The 26,119-nt window shown below is 39.0% G+C and carries 22 protein-coding genes and 1 pseudogene; 3 read left to right on the plus strand and 20 right to left on the minus strand.

What is annotated here, in order from left to right:
* The first annotated feature begins 386 nt into the window (after nt 1-386).
* Nucleotides 387-1,178 carry a formate dehydrogenase accessory sulfurtransferase FdhD gene (gene fdhD / locus H4J73_RS20010; RefSeq protein ID WP_182223122.1) on the plus strand — a complete coding sequence of 264 codons (792 nt, stop codon included), beginning with the start codon at nt 387-389 and terminating at the stop codon, nt 1,176-1,178.
* Nucleotides 1,179-1,190: 12 nt separating this feature from the next.
* Nucleotides 1,191-3,482 carry an FdhF/YdeP family oxidoreductase gene (locus H4J73_RS20015; protein WP_182179768.1) on the plus strand — a complete coding sequence of 764 codons (2,292 nt, stop codon included), beginning with the start codon at nt 1,191-1,193 and terminating at the stop codon, nt 3,480-3,482.
* Between the two features lie 1,274 nt (nt 3,483-4,756).
* Here the strand turns inward: H4J73_RS20015 and H4J73_RS20020 are convergent.
* From H4J73_RS20020 to H4J73_RS20035, 4 genes and pseudogenes are all read right to left on the minus strand, one after another.
* A complete protein-coding gene (locus H4J73_RS20020) occupies nt 4,757-5,017 on the minus strand; it encodes a hypothetical protein (RefSeq protein WP_182179766.1) in 261 nt (86 codons plus the stop codon).
* Between the two features lie 52 nt (nt 5,018-5,069).
* Nucleotides 5,070-5,810: a hypothetical protein gene (locus tag H4J73_RS20025; RefSeq protein ID WP_182179764.1), complete on the minus strand. Its 741-nt coding sequence runs from the start codon at nt 5,808-5,810 to the stop codon at nt 5,070-5,072.
* Nucleotides 5,811-5,978: 168 nt separating this feature from the next.
* Nucleotides 5,979-6,902, minus strand: a pseudogene (locus tag H4J73_RS20030) (IS3 family transposase).
* A 57-nt stretch (nt 6,903-6,959) separates the two neighbouring features.
* Nucleotides 6,960-7,376: an Arm DNA-binding domain-containing protein gene (locus H4J73_RS20035; protein WP_339379391.1), complete on the minus strand. Its 417-nt coding sequence runs from the start codon at nt 7,374-7,376 to the stop codon at nt 6,960-6,962.
* Nucleotides 7,377-7,575: 199 nt separating this feature from the next.
* Between H4J73_RS20035 and sbcB the strand changes: the two genes are divergently transcribed.
* Nucleotides 7,576-9,054, plus strand: coding sequence for an exodeoxyribonuclease I (gene sbcB / locus H4J73_RS20040; RefSeq protein WP_182179760.1), 1,479 nt, complete (start codon nt 7,576-7,578; stop codon nt 9,052-9,054).
* Between the two features lie 100 nt (nt 9,055-9,154).
* On the opposite strand, the gene prpF is transcribed toward sbcB, so the two are convergent.
* The 16 genes from prpF to fabD all read right to left on the minus strand — a co-directional run bounded on the left by prpF (nt 9,155) and on the right by fabD (nt 26,087).
* Nucleotides 9,155-10,357: a 2-methylaconitate cis-trans isomerase PrpF gene (gene prpF, locus H4J73_RS20045; protein ID WP_182179758.1), complete on the minus strand. Its 1,203-nt coding sequence runs from the start codon at nt 10,355-10,357 to the stop codon at nt 9,155-9,157.
* A gap of 207 nt (nt 10,358-10,564) precedes the next feature.
* Nucleotides 10,565-13,189, minus strand: coding sequence for a Fe/S-dependent 2-methylisocitrate dehydratase AcnD (gene acnD / locus H4J73_RS20050; protein WP_182179756.1), 2,625 nt, complete (start codon nt 13,187-13,189; stop codon nt 10,565-10,567).
* A gap of 5 nt (nt 13,190-13,194) precedes the next feature.
* Nucleotides 13,195-14,334, minus strand: a complete 1,140-nt coding sequence (prpC, locus tag H4J73_RS20055; RefSeq protein ID WP_182179754.1) for a 2-methylcitrate synthase — start codon at nt 14,332-14,334, stop codon at nt 13,195-13,197.
* A 78-nt stretch (nt 14,335-14,412) separates the two neighbouring features.
* Complete coding sequence (gene prpB / locus H4J73_RS20060) at nt 14,413-15,303, minus strand: methylisocitrate lyase (protein ID WP_182179752.1); 891 nt, start codon at nt 15,301-15,303, stop codon at nt 14,413-14,415.
* A gap of 109 nt (nt 15,304-15,412) precedes the next feature.
* On the minus strand, nt 15,413-16,105 hold the full coding sequence (locus tag H4J73_RS20065; protein ID WP_182179750.1) for a GntR family transcriptional regulator: 693 nt from the start codon (nt 16,103-16,105) through the stop codon (nt 15,413-15,415).
* A gap of 187 nt (nt 16,106-16,292) precedes the next feature.
* Entirely contained in the window at nt 16,293-17,522 is a 1,230-nt protein-coding gene (locus H4J73_RS20070) for a nucleoside recognition domain-containing protein (protein WP_182179748.1), read from the minus strand.
* Between the two features lie 402 nt (nt 17,523-17,924).
* Nucleotides 17,925-18,695: a TatD family hydrolase gene (locus tag H4J73_RS20075; protein WP_182179746.1), complete on the minus strand. Its 771-nt coding sequence runs from the start codon at nt 18,693-18,695 to the stop codon at nt 17,925-17,927.
* 39 nt (nt 18,696-18,734) lie between these two features.
* A complete protein-coding gene (locus tag H4J73_RS20080) occupies nt 18,735-19,061 on the minus strand; it encodes a PilZ domain-containing protein (RefSeq protein ID WP_182179744.1) in 327 nt (108 codons plus the stop codon).
* A gap of 38 nt (nt 19,062-19,099) precedes the next feature.
* On the minus strand, nt 19,100-20,011 hold the full coding sequence (locus tag H4J73_RS20085) for a DNA polymerase III subunit delta' (protein ID WP_182179742.1): 912 nt from the start codon (nt 20,009-20,011) through the stop codon (nt 19,100-19,102).
* Between the two features lie 25 nt (nt 20,012-20,036).
* A complete protein-coding gene (gene tmk / locus H4J73_RS20090; protein ID WP_182179740.1) occupies nt 20,037-20,669 on the minus strand; it encodes a dTMP kinase in 633 nt (210 codons plus the stop codon).
* A gap of 21 nt (nt 20,670-20,690) precedes the next feature.
* Nucleotides 20,691-21,689 carry an endolytic transglycosylase MltG gene (gene mltG, locus H4J73_RS20095; RefSeq protein ID WP_182179738.1) on the minus strand — a complete coding sequence of 333 codons (999 nt, stop codon included), beginning with the start codon at nt 21,687-21,689 and terminating at the stop codon, nt 20,691-20,693.
* A gap of 3 nt (nt 21,690-21,692) precedes the next feature.
* The gene (gene pabC, locus H4J73_RS20100; RefSeq protein WP_259366748.1) at nt 21,693-22,514 is read right to left on the minus strand and encodes an aminodeoxychorismate lyase; all 822 of its coding nucleotides are present in this window, start codon (nt 22,512-22,514) and stop codon (nt 21,693-21,695) included.
* A gap of 93 nt (nt 22,515-22,607) precedes the next feature.
* Nucleotides 22,608-23,846 (minus strand): beta-ketoacyl-ACP synthase II, encoded by a 1,239-nt coding sequence (gene fabF / locus H4J73_RS20105; RefSeq protein ID WP_182223126.1) that lies wholly within the window; start codon nt 23,844-23,846, stop codon nt 22,608-22,610.
* Between the two features lie 168 nt (nt 23,847-24,014).
* Nucleotides 24,015-24,248: an acyl carrier protein gene (gene acpP, locus H4J73_RS20110; RefSeq protein ID WP_182179736.1), complete on the minus strand. Its 234-nt coding sequence runs from the start codon at nt 24,246-24,248 to the stop codon at nt 24,015-24,017.
* 160 nt (nt 24,249-24,408) lie between these two features.
* Entirely contained in the window at nt 24,409-25,143 is a 735-nt protein-coding gene (gene fabG, locus H4J73_RS20115) for a 3-oxoacyl-ACP reductase FabG (RefSeq protein ID WP_182179734.1), read from the minus strand.
* An 8-nt stretch (nt 25,144-25,151) separates the two neighbouring features.
* Nucleotides 25,152-26,087, minus strand: coding sequence for an ACP S-malonyltransferase (gene fabD / locus H4J73_RS20120; protein WP_182179732.1), 936 nt, complete (start codon nt 26,085-26,087; stop codon nt 25,152-25,154).
* Between the last annotated feature and the right edge of the window lie 32 nt (nt 26,088-26,119).

Here is a 26,119-nt window from a genome sequence, read left to right on the forward strand (position 1 = left end):
GTTTAGCTTTTTAACATGAGTGTCTTATTAATTAGAAGTATATTTGTCATATGTTTAGCTTTTTAATATGAGTGTCTTATTAATTCTTCTGGTGATTACTAGCCCTTGGCTAGATTTAACCTCTTCTTTACAAAAGAGTAAAAGTCACCTCATTAGTTTTTAATAGATTGAAAAAAAACAAAGAATTTACGGTTGAATATGGTATTGAAATTGATAATGATGTCTGGAGAGAAATTAATACTATAGATTTAAGTGTAATGGTTGAAAACTCTGAGCGTTCGAGAAAATATGATGGAGGTAATTAAAAACCTTACTGGTCCTATTGTATAATAGAATGGTTTTGTCGATAGTATGGCAAAACGCCACTCTTTTAAGATAAAAACACTTTGGAGAATTTTATTATAAAGCATCTTAGCTGCACTAAACAAATTGCTGAACTTCCTCAGAAAGAGTTGCACCAAGCGCAGCTTAAAGAGGCAGCTATTGCAATTAGTATTAATGGCATTAGCCAAGCGGTAATGATGGCATCTCCTGAGCATTTGAAAGACTTTGCACTTGGCTTTAGTTTAAGCGAAGGTTTAATTCATTCGGTTAACGAAGTTTTAGATATCATTGTTCATTCACATGTCTCTGGATGGCAAGTTGATATTCTGGTTTTAGCACGAGTTCAGCATCGATTAAAGCAACGACGTAGAACAATGGCTGGGCCAAGTGGCTGTGGCCTCTGTGGCCTTGACTCTATTGAAGCTGCTATGTCATTAAATCAGCCTCATCAAAAAGAGGTGAAATCGTTTCAATTACCCTCTGAGAAAATTATTATTCAAGCAAGAGATGCCTTACCTAGTATTTTAAAAAAATCGGGGAGTATCCGAGGAAATCATTGCGCTGCATTTTTTGATTTATCTGCTAAAATGATCGCCTTTCGAGAAGATGTGGGGCGCCATTCAGCGTTAGATAAATTGCTAGGTTGTTTGTCGCATAAAAAACGACTGACTCATGATGGTTTTGCTTTAATAACAAGCCGCTGCAGTCATGATTTAATTGCCAAGGCAGCTCGCTTATTACTAACAACGTTAGTCACGCTAGCACAGCCGACTGACTTAGCTGTTAATTCAGCTCGCACATCACAAATAGCCTTATTTTGCTTCCAACATGGGCAACTAAAACGTTACGCCTAATAAAGGATTTATATGTCTAAGTCATCAAAAAACAATCCTGCCTATTCTCCACCTGCTGGTGGTTGGGGAGCACTAAGAAGCTCAGCTAAACACTTAATTCAAAGTGAAAATGCCGCGAAAAGCGTTAAAGCATTACTCAGAGCAAATCAGCCAGGTGGCTTTGATTGTCCTGGTTGTGCATGGGGTGATTCTACCACTGCCGGGAAAGTAGACTTCTGTGAAAATGGCGTTAAAGCCATTGCATGGGAAGCCACCAGTAAACGTGTTGATAGCAATTTTTTCAAACAGTATTCAATAACAGAATTACAACAATGGGATGATCATTCACTAGAGAAAAGTGGCCGTTTAACCCAACCTATGTATTACGATGGAATAAGTGATCACTACCAGCCAATTGATTGGCAAGAAGCTTTTAAAGTAATTGGCACTAGCCTGCAGCAACTTTCCTCCCCCAATGAAGCATTATTGTATACCTCTGGTCGAGCGAGTAATGAAGTGGCTTACTTATATCAGTTATTTGGTCGAGTATTAGGCACAAATAACTTTCCTGACTGCTCTAATATGTGTCATGAAGCCTCTGGCATAGGCATGACAAATAGTCTAGGTACGGGTAAAGGTACGGTGACTATGGACGACTTTTCTAAAGCTGACGCCATTTTTGTCTTCGGCCAAAATCCAGGCACTAATCATCCTCGTATGTTGGGAACCTTGCGTGAGGCAAGTAAACGCGGAGCTAAAATTGTCTCCGTGAACAATTTAAAAGAACGTGGATTGCAAAAGTTTTCAGACCCACAAAGCCCAAAAGAAATGATCTTCTTAACGGGGACTACCATCAGTCAATATTATTTCACCCCTCGCTTAGGCGGAGACATGGCGTTATTACGTGGCGTCGCTAAATGTTTATTTGAAAAATTTGAGCATGATAAATCAGTGCTCGATATCGACTTTATCAATAAACATTGTCATGGTTTTGAAGCATATCAACAAAGTGTCGCGGCAAGTGAATGGGACAAAATTCTCAAACAATGTAGTTTAACTCGAGAAAATATTGAACAAATAACAACAATATATGCCAGCAGTAATAAGGTTATTTTCACCTGGGCGATGGGTATTACCCAACACCGCCACTCTGTCGCTACAGTGCGAGAGTTATTGAACGTACTAATGCTCAGGGGTAATATTGGCAAAGCAGGGGCTGGCGCATGTCCGGTACGCGGTCATTCAAATGTGCAAGGTAATCGTACTATGGGGATCAATGAAAATCCGTCAATGGACTTTCTTGATGCACTAGAGAATCGTTACTCCTTTAATGTTCCTCGTGATAATGGCTTTAATACCGTTGAGTCTATTCATGCCATGCTTGAGGGTAAGGCTAAGGTATTTATTGCCTTAGGCGGTAATTTTTCAGCGGCAACACCCGATACCACACGTACTCACAAGGCCTTAAAAAAGTGTGACTTAACCGTACAAATCAGTACTAAATTAAATCGAAGCCATGTGATAACAGGTAAACGTGCGCTAATTCTCCCGTGCTTGGGCCGTACAGAAATAGATCGTCAATCTTGCGGTGAACAATGTATTACGGTAGAAGACTCAATGAGTATGGTGCACAGTTCAACGGGTCAAAATGAACCAGCAGCGAACACTCTTCGTTCAGAAACAGCTATTGTTGCTGCAATAGCCATGGCATCAGTAGGCGATAAAATAGTCGACTGGAATACGCTGGCCGGTAATTACGGGTTAATTCGTGAAGAAATAAGTGCTGTTATACCCGGTTTTGATGACTATAACTCCCGAATAAAAGCAGGTAGAGGTTTCCACCTAGAAAATTCAGCAGCACAACGTCATTGGCGTACTCCAATAAAAAAAGCCATTTTTAGTGATGCTAGATTACCAGACCAATTAGTACATGAGCGTGCACAGTTAATGACTAAAAAGCCAGTACTAACGCTGCAAACACTGCGTTCACACGATCAATACAACACCACTATTTATGGAATGGATGATCGTTACCGTGGTGTATATGGTGAACGTGACATCATCTTTATGAGTGCAAAAGATATAGATAAACAGGCATTAAAAAATGGAGATCATGTAAAAATAACAACGGTATCAAACGATGGCATAGAACGTTCGCTCTCTAATTTTAAAATTGTTGAATACCTTATCCCTCCAGGCTGTGTGGCTGCCTATTATCCAGAAACAAATCCCTTAGTGCCGTTAGAAAGTATTGCTGATGAATGCGGTACCCCAACATATAAATCGATACCAATATCTATTGAAAAAATGGATAACCAACAATAGGTCTTAGCTAGATATACCAGTTACCTATCAAGAACGATAAAATAGGCTTCTTGATTAGTAAACGACAGAGTTAAATTTATATAGCTGAAAAGACTACGAGGCGCGACTGATGTGGCCTAATAACAAACCTTTAAGCGATGTACTTTACTTCGTACCTCACTCAATGACATGCTAGGGTAATATCCTAATGTTAAGCGAATAGGCTTATTATTAAATTTATATCTCTATTGCTAAACAACTTTACCTTTTAAATACCCTAAGACTTATAGAGTCTCGATCAGAGACCTCAGGGGGTTATCTTAATGTTTGTCCTGTAGCTTCTTTAATTCTTTTTCTGTAAGCTTCATATTTTCTGCAGACACATAAAAAATTTATGTTGGCAGCTGTGTGTATAAAAATTTAAAACATCATTTAATGACAATAAAAAAACAATAACAAACAACAGTAGATTGATTAAAGGCCAGTAAATACGGATGACTAAACAATATTCTCCAGTAAAGAACGATACCAGTAACCAAGCTACGACCCTTTGGCACGATTATGAAACCTACCTTAATTTAAAAGGATAGAACAAGTAATTCTCTCATGGGCTCACACGTGGAGTCACATCGTTAATTTACTACCGAATCATAGAATAACACCGCATATTTCAATCAGAATCAAGTTTTATCTGTCCCTATAGCCTGACAATTACACTTGCTATTTTGCAATAGATATAATTCATAATCATTTAAGTACTGTCTTATAAACTCTTCTGCAAATTGCTTATCGTTTTGAGTAATTATCACTCTACTTCCTGCTGGCGCATTAACTTTCTTAGTTCTTTTTTCATCGCTTTGTTTCTTAAAATAGGTATGGAGATATTATTCAACTTCTTCTGAACCACTTGTGAGTTTTAAATCACCGTCAAAACTAATAATGTGGTCGTATACGCTGTTGATTTCGGTAATTGTAATTACTTGGGGTTAAGTTAGTAACTCGATATCATCAAAACCAACCAATACGATACGCTTAGCTTCCCAAATACCATAGTTACCAAGAGCACTAATTTTTATTTCATTTGTAGTACAATTATTTTTTTCTTAACGATTCTATTCGATGTATTTCAAGTAACCCTTTAACGAACAAAGGAAGAAGCGTAACGTTATAGCTTTTTGGAAGGGCAAACTATTTAAAAATATCTTCAAAAGTCATCGGTATTCATCTATTAGGTAAATCATAAATGAATAGTAAAGATGTATTACGACATTATTGATCGCATAGCTCTTCCTTTATTAATCAAGCTGCCAAAATGTTTGATACTTTTCAGCTAACTCTTTACTTTCGGGTTTATTATACACTTCGGCTACTTCACCCCAGCTAGATTTTCGACTTTTATCTCTTTGACTACAGTCGCAACTATTATCATAGAAAACACTTCCTTGACGGAACATAAAATAGAAAGATTCATTACATTTTGTACATTTTTTTACAGCCCAAACTTTTATTTTCTTAATCTCTACTATTTCGATGAAATCATCAGGTATTTTTGTCATTTTTTGCTCCAAATAAAAATATTTAAAGTGTTACTTTTGTACATTAAATTTATTAGCCAATCATTTTGATACTTTCAATCACTTGTTTAATTATATAGGTATTTCTAGCTCTTCTTGTTTTTACATAAGCCCTAGCATTAGGGTGAAAAGTCCTGAATGATATAATATTTTCATGCTTCCCAGAGAAGCCAACCTTTGCGACTTCTTTCTTTGTATCGGCATAATGAGTATTGGATAAAGTGACATTAAACCTTTGCTTTAGTAGGTAGTCACGATCACTGCCAGTGTTAAAAATAATTACGTCAGGTTTTAAGATATCTAATTCTTGTATATGAACACTGAAACTTTCTTCTTCTAACTTATTAATTTTTTTTGTAGTTGCCCCACGAGAATTTTTTCCAATTTTAGATAAGTTATTCCATACAAAGCCAACATTATCACTACCAAGCTCTTTTTCTAAAGCGTCTTTAAAGTACTTAAAATTTGATTTATTCCAAAAAGGTCTTTTGTTTTTAGCTTTAGCAGCTTTTTTAGTTGTTTCATAAAAATAGTTAAAATAAATATTTGCAATACCATCAGGGCTACGTTCTGAACCAATCATAGATTCACACCATCCATCTGTTTCTTGCCCAACTATCATCACTTTTATTTTAGCATTTTCATATTTATCATTTACCCTTATAAGTAATGGATGACTTGGTTTGCGCTTGTCACTTTCATTGCTCAATCGAACAGCATTACTTACTAAATCTGGCCAATATTTATTATATAAATCCAGTAGTTTTTCGTTCATTTTATAAATCCTTATATTGACTACCCCTATAATGCAGACATCTTATCTGCCATATTTTTAAATTCGCGTCGTAATTTTGGTGGAGGTATCACTTCAACTTGGTGACAAAAACCTAATAATCACACCTTAAATATTGTCTATTATCCACGGTAACAGTGAGTGAAGTGGTCAAGTAATATTGGCCACAGTTTTGTAGCTTAACTCATATCTTCTTTCTGATTCATTTGGGCTTATTCCACCGTTGTAAGTATGTGGCCTGGTCTTATTGTAATAATCTGTGATGTAAGCATTAACTCACTATCCGGTAAGTTTGAGATCGCCCCGCCGATAACTTTTCTAGAAAAAAAATCAAGGACAACGGCAAGATAAAACAAACGATCACCCGTCCAAATGTACGTCACACCAATAAGTATTAGGCTCAACAACGGCGAATTGACGTTTGAGTATATTTGGGATGGCCACATGATCTTGATTCACCTTCTTATATTTATGCTTAGGTATCTGACAACTCACTAAATCTAGCTCATTCATTAAGCTTCTTGCCCGATAACGACTTAATGGATAACCTTCATTCGTCACCAGTTCAGATAGGCTTCTAGCAGCCGCAGAGCCACCACTAAGTGCATGAAAGCGTTTAACATCAGCTCTTAATTTAATCTCTGACGAGCTTAAATTATTATCCCTGTTCACCCAATATTTATAACTGCTGCGATGTACTTTAAATACATCGCATAACGTAGTGATTGGATATTTTATTTTGTTGCTCTGATTGAGTTTCTCAATTAATAAGAATTGTTCAGGGAATCTGGCATCAACAAAGCGGTAGCCTTTTTTAAGATATCCTTTTCTAATTCAATGCGTTCAATCTTTTTTCAAGTTCACGTATTTTTAATTAATCGGCGGTCATCTGAGTCGCTTTAGGTTGTTTACCTTTTCGCTCTTCATTTAACTGTTTACCTATTTGCTAACGGTGGAATAACCAGCACCCATCGCTTTCGCTGCATCTTAATGGGTATAATCATTATCTACAACTAATTGTGCTGTTTCTAACCGAAATTCAGGACTAAAATTGGGACGTTTTTTCTTTGTCATTTGTATCACCTAACGTTTGACGTGATGCATAATAACACCTCTAAGTAGGTGGCCAAATTAACTGTGCCACTTCACAAACAACTGAAACCATTCTGGAATGGTTACTTCTTCTACTGGAAATTTAAAAGAATTTTTACCATGAAGAACTAATGTTAACTGGTAATTACCTTGTGAGACCTCTCTTAGAGTTGTGACGTGCTTTTTCATAAAAAAATCAATACATTCGTCTAACGTTGCGTTTCGAGTTGCTTTAGAACGTTTTTTTTGAACTGCTGGGTTGAAGCCATCATTTAATAATTGTCGTAACTCTGGTATCTTCTCACGCGCTTTTTTCAATGAAATGTCAGGATAACGTCCCAATGCAATGCGAGATGGTTTATCATGGTAACGGTAACAATATTGAAAAGTAATGATTCCGAACTCCAAAATACGCACACTTAAACTGTCACGGTTAGCTATATCAAAAGTTTGGATTGTTTTTTATTTAATAAAGATTTTAATTTTTAATCACTTAGTGCCATTTTTTACTACCTTATAATTTTTATCATGGGTACACACAAGAAATTTCCCGTGGGTACACAAATGAGTATGTTTTTATTTATAACGGTAGAAAATACGATGATATCCAATGTTACACAACAACACATAAAACAGAGTTAATCGGTTGATTTATATGAATAACAAAGAACGTAAAGTTACACAGAGTGACACTATGAACCAGCCAAGTATTTTGTGGCACGATTATGAAACTTTTGGCATATCGCCAAAGTTTGATAAACCGTCTCAGTTCGCCGGTATACGCACCGATCATGATTTAAACATTATTGGCAAGCCAGAAATGTTTTATTGTCGGCCGCCACAAGATTATCTTCCGCAGCCGGAAGCTTGTTTAGTTACGGGTATTACTCCGCAGAAAGCTCAGCAAGAGGGTTTATCTGAGGTTGAGTTCGCTGAACGTATTCATACGTTATTTACCCAACCTGATACCTGCGTTGCTGGCTATAACAGTATTCGTTTTGATGATGAATTTACCCGTTATCTGCTTTATCGTAATTTTTACGACCCTTATGCCCGGGAATGGCAAAATGGTAATTCTCGTTGGGATATTATTGATATGGTGCGTGCTTGTTATGCCCTTCGCCCTGAAGGTATCAACTGGCCAACCGTTGAGCGAGATGGTGAACAAGTGGTTAGTTTTCGTCTTGAGTTACTAACTAAAGCCAATGATATTGCTCATCAAGCCGCGCATGATGCGATGAGTGATGTTTATGCCACTATTGCGATGGCAAAGTTGATTAAAGAAAAACAGCCTAAGCTTTATGATTTTATTTTTAATCTGAGAAATAAAAAGCAGGTTGCTGAATTAATTGACGTTTATAATATGACGCCGATTGTGCATACCTCGAGTAAAATTTCATCTGAGCACGGTTGTACCAGCTGGTTCGCCCCTTTTGCTTATCATCCTGTTAATAAAAATGCCATTATCGCCGTAGACTTAGCGTTAGATCCACAGCCATTATTTGAGTTAAGTAGCGATGAAATCAAAACGCGATTGTATACTCGACACGATGAATTAGCCGATGACGAATTACCCATCCCCATAAAACTTATTCATCTCAACAAGTGCCCTATTGTTGCGCCAGCAAAAACATTATTGCCTGAAAATGCCGAACGTTTGAAGATCCCTCGAGAGCTTTGTTTAGCAAATTTGGCTAAGTTAAAACAGCATTTAGAAGTAAGAGATAAATTAGCAGAAGTTTTTGCCGCCGAAGACTATAGTGACCAAGCAAAGCCAGACGCTGAGCACTCTCTGTATGGAGGTAATTTCTTTTCGCACGGTGATAAAGCACAAATGGATATTCTACGTGAGCTTTCACCTGAACAATTAGCGACTCACCCGTTTATTTTTCAAGATGAACGATTAATGCCTTTATTGTTTTTATATCGAGCCAGAAATTATCCATTAACCTTAAGCAGTGCTGAACAACAAAAGTGGCAGCAACGTTGCCAAGACAAAATTCAGTTTGGTGGTAAAGGCTTATTAAGTGCTGATGAATTTATGATCACGTTAGAAAATTTAGCGCATGAACATGAGAGCGATACAGGGAAAATGAAGGTGCTTAAAGCGCTTTATCAATACTTACAGTCTTAAAGTTACCTTGTTATTTATGTCGTATTTCATATGAGGTAATTACTCAATAAAAATGGAGCCTAATCGCTCCATTTTTATTGATAGCATGAAAGGCGCTGACCTAAAATGAATCGCCAGGAATACGTACCCAACCTTCCATTAATACCCGAGCACTTCGGCTCATTACGGCTTTATCAACAATCCAGGCGCCATTAACTTCACTGGCTTGTGCGCCCACTTTAAGCGTGCCTGATGGATGACCAAAAGTCACAGATTCTGAGCCTTCACTTGTAGCATTACCCGTAGCAAAAGCAACTAAGGTGCCAGGAATAGCGGCTGCTGCGCCAATAGCGACTGCCGCTGTGCCCATCATCGCATGGTGTAATTTACCCATAGACAATGCGCGAACGTGTAAGTCAATATCACTTGCTAAAACAGCTTTACCACTTGAGGTAACATAATCTTTAGCTGGTGCAACAAAAGCAACTTTGGGCGTATGCTGGCGAGCCTCAGCCTCTGAAAGTTCAGTAATTAAGCCCATTTTAATCGCGCCGTAAGCACGAATCGTTTCAAAACGTTCTAGTGCCGCAGGGTCGCCATTAATAGCTTCTTGTAACTCGGCGCCGGTATAACCAATTTCATCTGCATTTAAAAAGATGGTTGGAATACCTGCGGTGATCATCGTTGCTTTAAAAACACCAACACCGGGCACCTCTAGGTTATCAACAATATTTCCAGTAGGAAACATTGCCTCTGATGGGTCAACGGGCGCTATAAATTCAACTGGTACTTCTGCTGCAGGGAAAGTAACTCCGTCGAGCTCGAAATCACCGGTTTCTTGTACTTCACCGTTGGTGATAGGTACTTGGGCAATAATCGTTTTCGAGATGTTTTTTTGCCAAATACGTACGGTACAAATTCCGTTTTCAGGAATACGCGTTGCATCAACAAGGCCAGAATTAATCGCAAATGAGCCAACCGCAGCGGTTAAGTTACCGCAGTTACCACTCCAATCAACGAACCTTTTATCGATAGCGACTTGACCAAATAAATAATCAACATCGTGATCAGCTTGGTTTGATTTTGCTAAGATAACTGTTTTACTGGTGCTTGAGGTTGCGCCGCCCATACCGTCGGTTTGTTTGCCGTAAGGATCTGGACTACCAATAACCCGTAGCAGCATATTATCGCGTGCATTGCCTGCAACCTGACAACGTTCAGGTAAATCAGTTAAATTAAAAAATACGCCTTTTGAAGTACCGCCACGCATATAAGTAGCAGGGATTTTTACTTGTGGTTTATGAGTTTGAGGAACAATAGACATATAACACCTTCATTGGTTTATTACTTATTCTTTGTCAAGAATATACGACCTAAAAATATAAAAGCAACAACTTAGACCGTCTAAGTTGTTGCTATAGATATGAGTTTAATGACTAAACGAATTATTTTTTATTGAGAACAAGGTGGAAGTACGGAGCTTGGTTGACCAAGTGAGTACTTCCAACGATGTATCATTAAAAATAAACGTTTATGCATTAGACGCCAAAAAGTCATTCGCAAACTTTTGTAATACGCCACCCGCATTGTAAACTGACACTTCTTCGCCGGTATCTAAACGACACTTTACCGGTATCGTTAATAATTCGCCGTTGGTACGGGTCATTAATACGTTCATTTCAGCGCCCGGCGACATTTCACCGTTACCTGCAACATCAAACGTTTCGGTACCATCAATATTGTAGGTATGACGTGTTTCGTTATTAACAAATTGCAAGGGTAAAACACCCATGCCCACTAAGTTAGTGCGGTGAATACGCTCAAAACCTTCGGCAACGATCACTTCAACGCCGGCTAAACGAACACCTTTAGCCGCCCAATCACGTGATGAACCTTGACCATAGTCAGCGCCAGCAATGATAATTAACGGTTGTTTACGCTCCATGTAGGTTTCAATTGCTTCCCACATACGTGACTCAGTACCCTCTGGTTCTATACGCGCCAGTGAACCTTGTTTAATGTCACCGTTGTCATCACGACACATTTCATTGAACAATTTAGGGTTAGCAAAAGTTGCCCGTTGCGCGGTTAAATGATCGCCGCGATGCGTTGCATAAGAGTTAAAGTCTACTTCGGGTAAGCCCATTTTATCTAAATAAGCTCCTGCAGCACTATCGAGTTGAATAGCATTTGAGGGTGATAAATGATCTGTGGTGATGTTGTCACCTAAAACTGCTAACGGACGCATACCTTTCATGGTACGTTCACCTGCTAAGGCGCCTTCCCAATAAGGTGGACGACGAATGTAAGTGCTCATTTCTCGCCAATCGTAAAGCGGAGATTCAGCCGGTTCAAAAGCGCCTAAATCAAACATCGGCGTATAAATTTTCTTGAACTGCTCTGGCTTAACACAGCTGGCAACTATCGCATCGATGGCTTCGTCAGTTGGCCAAATATCTTTTAAGGTAATATCATTACCTTGTTGGTCTTGTCCGAGTACATCTTTTTCAATATCGAAACGCATCGTACCGGCAATAGCATAAGCAACTACTAATGGTGGTGAAGCTAAAAAGGCTTGTTTAGCATACGGATGAATACGTCCGTCAAAGTTACGATTACCCGATAAAACCGCCGTTGAATAAAGATCACGGTCGATAATTTCTTGTTGAATTTTTGGATCTAACGCGCCCGACATGCCGTTACAAGTTGTACAAGCGTAACCGACAATACCAAAACCCATTTTTTCCATTTCAGATAATAAGCCGGCTTCTTCTAAATAAAGTTTTGCGACTTTTGAACCTGGTGCAAAAGATGATTTAACCCAAGGTTTGCGCAATAAGCCAAGCTCGTTAGCGCGTTTAGCCACTAAGCCTGCCGCCACAACGTTGCGAGGGTTCGAGGTATTAGTACAACTGGTTATAGCGGCAATAATAACCGCACCATCTGGCATCTCTCCGGCTTTTTCTTGTGCTTTACAGGCATCAAGGTCTTTCGCTATGCCTTTTGACGACAATTCGCTGGTCGGTAAACGACTGTGCGGATTAGACGGGCCAGCCATATTACGACCAACTGATGATAAATCAAACTCGATAACGCGGTCATATTCAACGTCAGCTAAGTCATCAGCCCATAAACCGGTATGTTTAGCATAGGTTTCTACCAGTTCAACTTGCTCTGGCTCACGGCCGGTCAGTTTTAAATAATCAATGGTTTGTTGATCAATATAAAACATTCCTGCTGAAGCGCCATATTCAGGTGTCATGTTCGAAATAGTAGCGCGGTCGCCTATAGTTAAGCCTTTGGTGCCTTCACCAAAGAATTCTAAGTAACTTGATACCACTTTTTGATTACGCAAAAATTCAGTAATGGCTAAAACCAAATCAGTAGCCGTAATACCCGGTTGGCGTTTACCTACCAGTTTTACGCCAATAATATCAGGTAAGCGCATCATCGACGGGCGACCTAACATGACGGTTTCTGCTTCTAAACCACCGACACCAATAGCTATAACACCCAAGCAATCGATATGCGGGGTATGGCTGTCGGTGCCAACACAAGTATCAGGAAAAGCAACACCGTCACGCAGTTGAATAACCGGTGACATTTTTTCCAAATTGATTTGGTGCATAATGCCATTACCCGCAGGAATAACATCAACATTTTTAAACGCTGTTTTGGTCCATTCAATAAAATGGAAACGGTCTTCGTTGCGGCGGTCTTCAATGGCACGATTTTTTTCAAACGCATCACTTTCAAAACCAGCATGTTCAACAGCAACAGAATGATCAACAATTAATTGCGTTGGCACAACCGGGTTTACTTTTGAAGGATCACCACCTTGCTCAGCAATCGCATCACGCAGGCCCGCTAAATCAACCAAAGCCGTTTGACCTAAGATATCATGACAAACAACACGTGCCGGATACCATGGAAAATCAAGATCTTGCTTACGCTCAATTAATTGCTTAAGCGAATCTGTTAAAGTTTCAGGTGAACAACGGCGTACCAATTGTTCAGCTAATACCCGTGAGGTATAAGGTAGTTTTGCGTAACTACCGGCGCTTATTGCTTCAACCGCCCCTCGAGTATCAAAATAATCTATATTGATGCCGCCAATTTTATAACCGGGCAACGGTTTGCGATGTTCATAATTCATAGTCATTACCTTTCGCTGATAGGTGGAACCGTTCTCGGCTTAGCGCCTTTGTAGTCAGCACTTGGACGAATAATACGGTTGTTTGAACGTTGCTCCATAATGTGAGCAGACCAACCTGTTACGCGTGAACAGACAAAAATAGGGGTAAACAATTTAGTGGGAATACCCATGTAGCTGTACGTTGAAGCATGGAAGAAATCAGCGTTACAGAATAATTTTTTGGTATCCCACATGAATTCTTCACAAGCTACTGAAATATCGTAAAGTGACGTATCACCATTCTCGTTCGCTAACTTTTCAGACCATGCTTTAATAATGACATTACGTGGGTCTGAAGTACGGTAAATTGCGTGACCAAAGCCCATGATTTTTTCTTTACGTTCAAGCATTCCCGCCATTTTTTCTTTAGCGTCGCTTGGCGATGAAAATGATTCAATCATATCCATTGCGGCTTCGTTAGCACCACCATGAAGTGGACCACGTAAAGTGCCAATAGCGCCGGTAACACATGAAAACATATCAGACAAAGTTGAAGCACATACACGCGCCGTGAAGGTTGAAGCATTAAACTCATGTTCTGCATATAAAATTAATGATACATCCATAACACGTTGATGCTGTGCTGATGGGCTTTCACCATTGAGTAAGCGCAAGAAATGTCCACCTAAAGAGTCTTCGGTTGAAGTACAGTCAATTTCTACGCCGTCATGGGAGAATTTATACCAGTAACACATGATGGCAGGAAATGCGGCTAATAACCGATTGGCGGCTTGATTTTGCTCGCTAAAATCATTTTCTGGCTCTAAATTACCTAAAAATGAACAACCGGTGCGCATAACATCCATTGGATGAGTTTCTTTTGGAATCAGTTTTAATACCGCTTTTAATGCTTGCGGTAAGTCGCGCATGGCAAACAACTCAGTTTTATAAGTGGCGAGCTCTTTTTCATTAGGGAGTTCGCCATGAAAGAGTAAATATGCGACTTCTTCGAAGGTGCTGTTTTCAGCTAAGTCAGCAATATCATAACCACAATAGGTTAAACCTGAGCCTGACTCACCAACAGTACAAAGCGAAGTTTCACCCGCACTTTGACCACGTAAGCCTGCGCCACCAATTTTTTTATCTGCTACTTTTACATCTGACATACTATTTTCCTCATATTCTTTTATTGGGTTAGCTGCTTGTATCGCTACTAACTTTATTTTATTTTATTATAATATCTGTTACTTATTTTTGCCTTCGGTGAACAAAGCATCAAGCTTTTGCTCATAGTCGTGGTAACCCAAGTAATCGTATAAATCCATACGCGTTTGCATATTGTCGATTTCAGCTTTTTGGTCGCCATCAGCGAGTAAGGTTTTGTAAACCGACTCAGCCGCTTTATTCATCGCACGAAATGCTGATAATGGGTAAAGTACCATTGCACAACCCCACTCACCTAATTGCTCCTTGTTCCACAATTCGGTTTGGCCAAACTCAGTAATGTTAGCAAGTACTGGCACATCTAACGCTTCAGTAAAGGCGCGATAATGTTCTTCTGTTTTAACCGCTTCGGCGAAAATACCATCGGCACCTGCTGCAACATAAGCTTTAGCCCTTTCAAGTGCAGCTGCTAAGCCTTCTTGTGCAAAAGCATCAGTGCGAGCCATGATAAAGAAGTCTTTATCAATGCGCGCATCAACAGCAGCTTTAATACGGTCAACCATTTCTTGGGTTGAAACAATTTCTTTATTCGGACGATGTCCACAACGCTTCTGCGCCACTTGGTCTTCAAGATGAACCGCCGCTGCACCTGCTTTTTCCATATCGCGAATAGTTTTAGCGATGTTAAACGCCCCCCCCCAACCGGTATCTATATCAACCAACAAAGGTAAACTTGAAGCAGAAGTAATACGTTGAACGTCAGCAATAACATCATTTAAAGAGGTCATACCTAAATCGGGTAAACCATACGAAGCATTGGCAACACCGCCACCAGAAAGGTAAATCGCTTGGTGACCTAATTGCTCTGCCATCATCGCGCAATAAGCGTTGATAGTACCCACTACTTGTAAAGGTTTGTTGTTTACTAATGCTTGGCGGAATTTTGCGCCAGGTGAAAGTTGCGTAGACATCGGGTTTCCTCTTAGTTGTCGTTGAATAATAGTCGTTAAATATTTGTTATTAAACAATAGTCATCAAATAATAATTAACATTATTAATATTTATTTATCCGTACTGTCGTTAAGCTGCAGTGCTGTTTTGCAGCGCTATTTTCTTTTCAATATTTTTTCTTGATGCGGCAATATGACGCCTCATCAAAATTTCAGCAAGTTCACCATCTCGGTCACAAATCGCTTGAATAATATTTGAATGCTCTTGAAAAGCACGAGTTGCGCGTGGGCTGTGCATACCAAATTGAATACGGTACATACGCACTAAATGATAAAGCTGTCCGCAGAGAATATTAATCAGTTGCTGGTTGTGACTACCTAAAATAACTTTATAGTGAAAGTCTAAGTCGCCCTCTTCTTGATAGTAAGAGATACCATCGATAAGGGCTTGTGAGTTGGCATGTTGAGCAAGCATATCTTGCATTTCGGCTATTTCATCGTCGCTCATGTTGATTGCGGCTTCTCGACAAGCCATACCTTCAAGTGCTTCGCGCACAACATATATTTCTAATAAGCCTTCAATAGTGCAATCGACAACTCTAGAGCCAACATTGGCTTTACGTTCAATTAAATGACATTTTTCTAAACGATTGAGGGCTTCACGCAGGGTTGAACGACTAATTTCATACTGCTTAGCTAAACCTGGCTCACTAATTTTACTGCCTGCCGCTATTTTTCCGTCAACGATAGCGTGAAGTATTGCATCAAAAACTTTATCCGCAGTAGTCACTGGTTTTTGTAAGGTTGGATTGTCTAATGCCATAAGTGTCCTAACGCCATAATTGCCTTAACCGTATAACTGTCTTAACACCAAAAGTGTTTTAGCAATACAATTGTCGACATTTACTGATTTTAGAAATTATAATAAAGCACACAGAGTAAAAGTCAAGTAGAGCAAAGTATAATTGTCGACAATTCAATCGTTAAATTAGGTGTAGGCGCTGAGGGGTTTAACCAAAAAACCAGTAGCAAACCGCTATTGCTGCGGTGATCCCTGCTAAGTCAGCAAATAGGCCACAGGCGATAGCATGTCGACTATATCGAATACCCACTGAGCCAAAATAAACAGCCAAGACGTAAAAGGTGGTTTCTGTTGACCCTTGAAAAATCGACGCTAAACGGCCAGCAAAAGAATCGGCACCGTGGGTTTTCATGGTTTCAATCATCATCGCTCTCGCACCAGAGCCACTTAACGGTTGCATTAACGCCGTTGGCATCGCATCAACAAAGCGGGTATCAAAACCTAGAAACATCACTAACTGCCTAAAGCTGTCGACAATTAGTGTCAAAGCACCACTGGCACGAAACACCCCAATAGCCACTAGCATCGCCAGTAAATAGGGGATCAGTTTAATGCTTGTTTCAAAGCCTTCTTTAGCACCTTCTATAAAACTGTCGTAAACATCGACCTTTTTACGCACCGCTGCCCAAATAAATAGAATTAAAGTCGAAAAAATTAAAAAGTTACCCAAAAATGACGATTGTTCAGCAAGGGCCTGCGAGGTGAGCATCGAAAAATAAACCACTAAACCACCTACTAAGGCAATGGCAGCAGACAAATAAAGTAAAACAATTGAGTTATACAGCTTAATTTTTTGAACACTTGCCACTGCTAATAAACCAGCAAAGGTTGAAGCAAACGTTGCCAGTATAATAGGGACAAAAACATCGGTAGGGCTAGCAGCTCCCTGCTGAGCACGATAAACAAAAACAGCAACGGGAAAAAGTGTTACCGATGAGGTATTTAAAACAAGAAACAGTATTTGCGCATTTGTCGCGGTATCTTTCTTTGGGTTTAATTGCTGAAGATCTTGCATGGCTTTTAAACCAAGCGGTGTTGCTGCGTTGTCTAACCCCAAAAAGTTAGCCGATAAATTCATCGTCATAGAAGCAACAGCCGGGTGGCCTTTAGGCACTTCTGGCATTAAGCGAGTAAATAACGGAGAAATAGCGCGCGCAAGTTTGTCCATCAAACCCGCGTTTTCAGCTATTTTCATCATCCCTAGCCAAAAACTTAAAATACCAATTAAGCCTATGGCAATATCGACAGTCACTTTTGACATTGAAAAAAGTGCCTGCACGAGTTGTTCAAAGATTAAAAGATTGTCAAGAAATAGCCATTGATAAATCGCTGAGCCAAAAGCAATAAAAAAGAAACTGATCCATAAACGATTTAGCACAAATATAATCTTATTAGTCACGAGGTAATGAAATTATCATGACATAAAACGAGTCGTTATTACAGGCAAAAGCGCTTGTGGAGAAGGTGTGAAGAACAAGTGCACAGCAGGTATACAAAATTCAACCACAAAAATAAAAAGCAATTCAAAAAATAATTTTATAACTTAATTATTAATAACTGACAATTAATCGAAATTAAATTAGCTTTTAAAAAAGATTACACTACAATTGATTTTACAGTTTAAATATTAATCAATTGCTCGCAACGTTTCATTTTTATTTTACTGCATTTTATTACTGCAAATAAAGTTTATTAGCGCAAGGCTCACTTCCATATGAGCCATTCCCTTGAGCCCGAACTAGTAATAGTTTCGGGCACTTTTTTGCGTGTGGTATAGGTGTTAATCTAATTTGAAAAGGCGTTTAAAGTTTGCGGTTGAAAGCGCCGCTATTTCTTCAATTGATTGCCCTCGAACACTAGCTAAAAATTTAGCAACATCAACAACATAAGCGGGTTGATTTTGTTTACCTCGATGCGGAACAGGCGCTAAATAAGGCGCATCTGTTTCAATTAAAAATCGGTCATCGGGTACTTGTTTGGCAACTTCACGTAATTCACTGGCGTTTTTAAAGGTAACAATGCCAGAAAATGAAATATAAAAGCCAAGATCAATCGCTTGTTTAGCCATGTCCCAAGATTCAGTAAAACAGTGTAAAATTCCGCCAACATTCTCTGCATTTTCTTCACGAAGCATATCCAAGGTATCCTGTTGTGCATCCCGCGTATGAATAATCAAGGGTTTATTTAATTGGTTAGCAACGCGAACATGCTTGCGAAAAGAATCAAGTTGCACCGCTTTCGTTTCAGGGGCATAAAAATAGTCTAAACCGGTTTCACCAATCGCGATAACGTTGTCTGTTTGCGACAAACGAGCAAGCTCTTCTTGGTCAATTAAATCATCTTGATTTAATGGATGAGCACCACACGACAACCAAACATTATCGTATTTAGCGGTTTTTTCTACCATGCTAGGAAATTCAGCTAATGTAACGCTAACACATAAAATTTCGCTAACTTTAGCTGCTGCCGCTGCCGCGAGGACATTATCTAGGTTACCATCAAATTCAGTTAAATCGAGCCTATCTAAGTGGCAATGTGAATCTATAAACAAACAATTTTCTCCTATAATTTTTAGTTAACTACAACGTATTTACATCGATAAGGTAGGTTCTGAAGAGCTGAGTAAGCGCCCTATCAACTGCTCTATTTGGTTACACACATTATCCTTATCTTCATCAAAACTTACCCCTATGCCTGCTGGTGTACCATTTTGGGCACCTATAGGGGTTAACCAGCAAACTTTACCGATAACAATTGATGCTTCTAAGGCGTCAGGTAAGGTCACTTCTAGTTTAATATCATCGCCTAAACTATAATGTTCGGGGGTTCGAACAAATAACCCACCATTTTTTACAAAAGGCATATAGTATTGGTACAACTCTCTGTCAGATAAAAACTCTAAGCTAAATTGGTGCATAGTTATTCCTCAAAAATTAATATCGCGAGACTTTTAGCTTATTTCTCATCGATAACCGCTGTTATATCGACGAGGAGCTTTTCAAAGACAAACTGCTTATTAGCTTGCATGAGTAACTTGAGTTGTTTAACGGCAGACAACACTAATTGATATATCGACCATATTACCTGTTCACTCAGTAATATTTCGGTTTTTAGCCAGGCATATTGTTGACGCATCAATTTAACCATCACTTTTTCTAACCAGCGTACACTGTTAGTATTTTCAGCCAGTAAACTCAATATTTCGCTACGATTTATGGGTTTATTTTGCAAAAAAGTAAAGAAACAACTTTCAAAATGTTGGTATTGGTCCTTAACAAAAGTGTCAGAGAGCTCTTTTAAATGGCTCAAATTAACAAATGGGTCAGTACCTGACTGCTTAAGTTCTGCTAATAATTTCTCGCCTACAGGCGGCCTGATATCTATAACATAACAGCGACTAATAATGGTTGGTAATAACGTTTCAAGTTCAGAGGTCAGCAATACAATAAAATTATCCGCATTGGGTTCTTCGAGCGTTTTCAATAAGGCATTTGCCGCTGATACCGTCATTTGATGCGCTGCGGTAATTAAGGTTGTTTTACAGTGACCTATTTGCGCTTTTTTTTCAAAAAAACGACTCGCTTGTCGAACTTGATCAACACCGATGCTTTTTCCTTCACTTTCAATCAGTAAATGATCAGGATAAGTATGACTTTTATGCAGTAAGCACGATTTACATATTTTACAGGGTAATAGCACTTGTTGATTATTTACAGGGTTTGCGCATGACAAAACCTGAATGAGCCATTGAGAAAGATCACTTTTACCTGCCCCTTCAACACCATTAATTAAAATGGCATGAGGCAGTTTTATTTGCGCTATTTGCTTTGATAATAAAAGCTGCTGCTGATCTAACCAACTGTGCATTAGTGTTTCCTAAAAGCGGTTATGGCTATTGATGATTTTTCAAAAAAGCGTTAACTGTCAAGCGAATATTATTATGCACGACAGGCATAGGAGCACTCGCATCAATAATTTTAATTGTCTCATCTGCTAAAGCAATTTCAAGGTATTTATTGCGCACTCGATGAAAAAACTCTATTTTTTCTAGCTCGATACGATCTAACGCACCGCGTGCTTGTGCTCTTGCTAAACCTAACTCAGGGGATATATCTAAATAGAGTGTTAACTGCGGCTTGAAACCTTTTAAGGTAACTTGAGCGATAGTATCCATAAGTTCATCGTTAAATTCTCGACCACCACCTTGATAAGCTCTCGAGCTTAAATCATGGCGATCGCCAATAACCCATTGACCTTTTTCTAACGCCGGAAGAATTCTATTGGCGAGTAGTTGGCTTCGGCTAGCGTACATCAGTAATAACTCAGTTTCTTGTGTTAATACTTCATCGTGATCGGCAGATTTTACAATGTTACGCAACGATTCGGCTAAAGGGGTTCCTCCTGGCTCTCGGGTAGTAATAAAATCAATCCCGTGCTCAGCTAATATTTTTTTTACCACCGAAATAGCTGAAGATTTTCCTGCACCTTCAATACCTTCGATGACAATAAATTGACCTTTATTCATTTTTCACTTCTTTTTAAGTTTTTATTTTAACTGATATTTTGCTACTGCTGCATTATGATCTTTTAAGTTAGTAGAAAAGATATGCTGCCCGTTCCCATTACTGACAAAATAAAAATAATCAGTTGCTAATGGGTTTAACGCGGCATGTAATGCACTTTTACCTGGCATAGCAATAGGTGTTGGCGGCAAGCCATTAATTCGGTAAGTATTATACGGTGTTTTCTCGCGCAAGTGACGATATTTGATGTCTCCATGATAACGTTCACCTAAACCATAAATAACCGTTGGGTCGGTTTGCAAACGCATTTTTTTATTTAAACGGTTAATAAACACCGATGAAATGATGCCATGTTCTGCATTTTCACCACTTTCCTTTTCAATAATTGACGCCATAATCAACGCTTGATACTTATTTTCATAAGGCAAAGGATGTGCACGACTTCCCCAAGCTAAATTTAGTTCAACTGTCATTTTTTGTTGGGCACGTTTTAATAATTCTATATCTGTTGTACCTGCAGTAAAAGCATATGTTTCAGGGTAAAAAAGCCCTTCTGGGTTTGTTTGCTCAATATTGAGTTCGCTAACAATATCAGCCACCGAACTTTGCTGCAGGGTCTGCACTAGGTTATCCATTTCACTTAGCTGTATTAGCCATTGTTTAAAGGTTGTTCCTTCAATAAAAGTGACGCTAAATTGATACTCTTTACCTACAACTAATTGCACTAATAAACGCTCGATAGAGCTACCCTTATTAACTTGATAAGTACCCGCTTTTATATTGGCATACTCAGGTTTTAGCCGAACATAATTACGTACCCAAAAACGACTTGCAAGCCAGCCTTCATTGATCAATTGCTGAGAAAACCGACTAAACGAGGTGCCCTCTTTAATCGTTAATAATTGAGTGGTTAAAATATTAAGTGGTTGTTTAATCTGATAGAAGGTATAAGCAACCAATGAAGCACTTAATATGAGCAGCGCTATAAATGAAACGGATAATAATATCTTAAATTTTTTCATGCTCTACTTAACATCCTGTATAAATTTAATCATCTCATGGCATGGTATTAGTGCTAATGGTTGATTTTGAAATTGTCTAATCGGCATAATCCCCATAACACTGTTACAAATGAACATTGCGTCAATATCTTTAAGCCCTAAAAGCTTTTCTTTGACGACCATTATTTTACGATCATTATTACAACACTGTAAAATATGATTACGCATTAGCCCCTCAACACCTGATTCATTTAATTGTGGCGTATACCAACAATTATCCTTTAGCCAAAAAACATTTGCCGCACTCGCTTCAATAATATCATCAAAGTAATTCAGTACTAATAGATCATCCTCCTCTCGGTTATCAACTTCTTGGCGAATAAGCACTTGTTCAAGTCGATTTAGGTGTTTTATCCCTGAGAGTAATGGGTTTACACCTAACTTCAATGAAGATACACCTAAGTGAATACCCTGTTGTTGCATATCGGCATAATGTTTAGGGAAATCATGGAAGGTGATAATAACGTTACTTGTTAAGCAACCTTGTCGAGAATAACCTCGTCCGCCATCCCCCATCGTTATAATGATTTTCGCCACCGACAAAGCGTAACGCTGGGCTACAGCAATTAATTCACAAGTAACGTCATCCATGTCTGGCAAGGGAATATTGAGTGTTTCGCAACTTCGTGTTAATCGTTCGATATGGGCCGATAATAACGCGACATGGCCGTTAACCACTTTCGCAGTGGTAAACACGCCGTCGCCATAAGCTAACCCACGGTTATTGATTGATAAGTGTTGTTCTGCTTGGCCATTAATACTTTGATAATACATATTGGGTTTCATTAGAAATAGAAAAGCCTGAATACTGATGACTAGTATTCAGGCTTAAACAATTAACTGCAAGGTTTAGTTGATGATATCTATCGGTTATAACGCTTAAACTTTTTTAAAGATTAATGAACCGTTCGTACCGCCAAAACCAAAGGAGTTACATAAGGCATATTCTAAATTCACATCACGTGCCGTATGAGCAATGTAATCTAAATCACAGCCTTCGCTTGGGTTATCTAAGTTTATTGTCGGTGGTACCATATTATTCATCAAGGCTTGCACAGTAAAAATAGTTTCAACCGCACCTGCAGCACCCAACAAATGACCTGTCATTGACTTTGTGGAACCCATCATCACTTTATAAGCATGGTCGCCAAACACCGATTTTACCGCATTTGTCTCAGCAATATCACCTGCTGGTGTTGATGTGCCGTGGGCATTAATATAACCAATGTTACTTATATCAACTTTAGCATCATTAATCGCGTTAATCATCGCACGCGCGCCACCTTCACCATTCGCTGGTGGTGATGTCATATGATAAGCATCAGCACTCATTCCAAAGCCAACAAGCTCTGAGTAAATTTTTGCGCCACGATCTTTTGCATGTTCATACTCTTCAAGCACTAGAACACCGGCACCATCGCCAAGTACAAAACCATCACGGTCTTTGTCCCATGGGCGCGAAGCTTGCTCTGGTGCATCATTTCGTGTTGATAATGCACGTGCAGCGCCAAAGCCACCAATACCGGTACGTGTTGATGCCTTTTCAGCCCCACCCGCTAACATAGCGTCAGCATCGCCATAGGCTATCATACGGGCCGCATGTCCAATATTATGAACCCCACTCGTACAAGCGGTAGCTATAGAAATATTAGGGCCTCTTAAACTATGCATCATAGATAAATGACCAGAAATCATATTAATGATGGTTGAGGGCACAAAAAATGGTGACAACTTGCGAGGCCCCGCATTTAACATTTTTTCGACGTTTTCTTCAATAAGCCCTAGACCGCCAATACCCGCGCCAACAGCAACGCCAATTCTATGGGTGTTTACATCATTAACTTCAAGACCAGAGTCTTTGAAAGCCTGTGCACCTGCAGCAACACCGTATTGAATAAAAAGATCCATTTTTTTAGCATCTTTTCGTGCAATATAGTCTTCTGCATTAAAGTCTTTGATTAAACCGGCAAACTTGGTCGTGTATGCAGACGTATCAAAATGTTCAATGTTACTAATACCACTTTTACCCAGCAATAAATTTTGCCAAGTAGATTTAGGACAATTGCCCAAAGGGCTTAACATACCAAGACCGGTAACAACAACGCGTCTCATGGCTATGTGCCTCCGCTAAGAGTTTATAAGGGATAGGAAGTCATTACATTCTCATTTAGAGAAAGTAACAAACTGAAATCGTAGATAAAAAAACAGGCGGTAAAAACCGCCTGAATATGTACTTTAAATTCTCATTTAAAAAGCTTTACTTGAAAGCCAATAATTACGTTGTAATTATTGGTTAGCAGTTACGTAATCAACAGCTGCTTGAACAGTAGTGATTTTTTCAGCTTCTTCGTCTGGAATTTCAGTATCAAATTCTTCTTCTAACGCCATTACTAATTCAACAGTGTCTAAAGAGTCAGCACCTAGGTCGTCAACAAAAGAAGAGCTAATTTTAACTTCTTCTTCACTTACACCTAATTGTTCAATAGTAATTTTTCTTACGCGTTCTTCAATAGTACTCATTTTTTTTCCTTTCTAGAAAATATAATTTTTCATAATTGTGTGTAGTTTATTCGTCAACAGCCTAGCTTGCAAGCTTCTAATTTTAATTTTCGTCTGGTCTAACCTGTTGACTGCTCTAAAATTGTTCAATTTATTGCCTTGTTAAAACTCAGCAAACAAATTAAACCATATACATACCGCCGTTTACATGCAATGTTTCACCGGTAATATATGCTGCGCCATCAGAAGCTAGAAAAGCAACTGCGTTTGCAATTTCTTCAGGTTTACCTAAGCGATTGGCAGGAACTTGAGAAAAAATACCTTCTTTTTGCTCATCAGTTAATGTTTGTGTCATATCTGTATCGATAAACCCCGGCGATACAGTATTAACAGTTATGCCACGAGATGCAACCTCGCGTGCCAATGATTTTGTAAAACCAATCAGTCCTGCTTTGGCTGTTGCATAATTTACTTGCCCTGCATTACCCATCGTCCCTACTACTGAGCCAATATTAATAATGCGACCATTGCGTTTTTTCATCATACCGCGAATAACCGCTTTACTGATTTTAAACACGGATGAAAGATTGGTATCAATAATATCTTGCCATTCATCATCTTTCATTCGCATAAATAAATTATCGCGCGTAATACCAGCATTATTGACTAAAATATCAATGCCACCATGGTTTTCTTTAATAGAAGCGAACAATGCTGCAATTGAATCATTGTCGGTGACATTAAGCACTAAACCATGCCCTTCACCTAAATATTCGCTAATTTTTTCAGCGCCGTGTGCTGATGTTGCTGTACCTAAAACCGTTGCTCCCAAGGCTTTAAGTTGCGTAGCAATCGCTTTGCCTATACCACGACTTGCGCCAGTAACTAAGGCGACTTTTCCTTCTAAAGAAAACATATTTTATCCTATTTAATTGTTTCTAATGCTTTAGTCAATGATACTTGATCATTAACTGAAACACTGATAATTGATTTATCGATACGCTTAATTAACCCTTGTAATACTTTGCCTGGGCCAGCTTCTACAACCAATGAAATACCATTACTTGCTAGTTTTTCAATCGTTTCTGTCCAACGTACCGGACTATATAATTGTTTAATTAAGGCTAATTTAATCGCAGCAACATCAGTTTCTGCCACTACGTCAACATTATTTACCATAGGGATCAGTGGCGTATTAAAGGTAATTTGGCTAAATTCTTCAGCAAGCTTATCCGCGGCATCTTTCATTAATGCACAATGCGACGGAACGCTCACAGGTAAAGGTAATACACGTTTTGCGCCCGCTTCTTTACATAACACTCCAGCGCGCTCTACAGCATCTTTATGCCCCGCAATAACGACTTGCCCGGGTGAATTAAAATTTACCGCCGCAACGACATCATCACCTTGTGCTTTTTCACAGGCATCGATAATCGCTTGATCATCAAGACCAATAATAGCAGCCATAGCGCCAACACCTTCAGGCACCGAGGCTTGCATGAATTCGCCACGTTTTTCTACTAGCTTAACACCTTCCGTTAAAGAAATAACACCGGCACAAACTAACGCTGAATACTCACCTAAACTATGACCTGCTAACATTGCAGGCTTACAATCAGACTGAGATGCCCATAAACGCCATAATGCGACACTGGCTGTTAATAGAGCGGGTTGTGTGAAGTTTGTTTGGTTTAATTTTTCAACAGGACCTTCAGCAATTAATTGCCAAAGGTTATAACCTAAAGCAGCTGAAGCTTCTGAAAACGTATTTTGTACAACTTCATTGTCAGCAAAATCAGCTAACATACCAACGGTTTGAGAACCTTGGCCGGGAAAAACAAACGCTAAATTATTTTGCATTTTATTACCTAATGTTTATTGGTTTTTAATTA

Origin of the sequence: Colwellia sp. MB3u-41, from assembly GCF_014076845.1 — a bacterium.
GTDB lineage: Bacteria > Pseudomonadota > Gammaproteobacteria > Enterobacterales > Alteromonadaceae > Colwellia_A.

Coding starts and splice junctions, on each gene's coding strand:
- H4J73_RS20015 (WP_182179768.1), top strand. CDS start 1,191: ATGTCTAAGTCATCAAAAAACAATCCTGCCTATTCTCCACCTGCTGGT.
- H4J73_RS20020 (WP_182179766.1), bottom strand. CDS start 5,017: ATGACAAAAATACCTGATGATTTCATCGAAATAGTAGAGATTAAGAAA.
- H4J73_RS20025 (WP_182179764.1), bottom strand. CDS start 5,810: ATGAACGAAAAACTACTGGATTTATATAATAAATATTGGCCAGATTTA.
- sbcB (WP_182179760.1), top strand. CDS start 7,576: ATGAATAACAAAGAACGTAAAGTTACACAGAGTGACACTATGAACCAG.
- prpF (WP_182179758.1), bottom strand. CDS start 10,357: ATGTCTATTGTTCCTCAAACTCATAAACCACAAGTAAAAATCCCTGCT.
- acnD (WP_182179756.1), bottom strand. CDS start 13,189: ATGAATTATGAACATCGCAAACCGTTGCCCGGTTATAAAATTGGCGGC.
- prpC (WP_182179754.1), bottom strand. CDS start 14,334: ATGTCAGATGTAAAAGTAGCAGATAAAAAAATTGGTGGCGCAGGCTTA.
- prpB (WP_182179752.1), bottom strand. CDS start 15,303: ATGTCTACGCAACTTTCACCTGGCGCAAAATTCCGCCAAGCATTAGTA.
- H4J73_RS20065 (WP_182179750.1), bottom strand. CDS start 16,105: ATGGCATTAGACAATCCAACCTTACAAAAACCAGTGACTACTGCGGAT.
- H4J73_RS20080 (WP_182179744.1), bottom strand. CDS start 19,061: ATGCACCAATTTAGCTTAGAGTTTTTATCTGACAGAGAGTTGTACCAA.
- H4J73_RS20085 (WP_182179742.1), bottom strand. CDS start 20,011: ATGCACAGTTGGTTAGATCAGCAGCAGCTTTTATTATCAAAGCAAATA.
- tmk (WP_182179740.1), bottom strand. CDS start 20,669: ATGAATAAAGGTCAATTTATTGTCATCGAAGGTATTGAAGGTGCAGGA.
- mltG (WP_182179738.1), bottom strand. CDS start 21,689: ATGAAAAAATTTAAGATATTATTATCCGTTTCATTTATAGCGCTGCTC.
- pabC (WP_259366748.1), bottom strand. CDS start 22,514: ATGAAACCCAATATGTATTATCAAAGTATTAATGGCCAAGCAGAACAA.
- acpP (WP_182179736.1), bottom strand. CDS start 24,248: ATGAGTACTATTGAAGAACGCGTAAGAAAAATTACTATTGAACAATTA.
- fabG (WP_182179734.1), bottom strand. CDS start 25,143: ATGTTTTCTTTAGAAGGAAAAGTCGCCTTAGTTACTGGCGCAAGTCGT.
- fabD (WP_182179732.1), bottom strand. CDS start 26,087: ATGCAAAATAATTTAGCGTTTGTTTTTCCCGGCCAAGGTTCTCAAACC.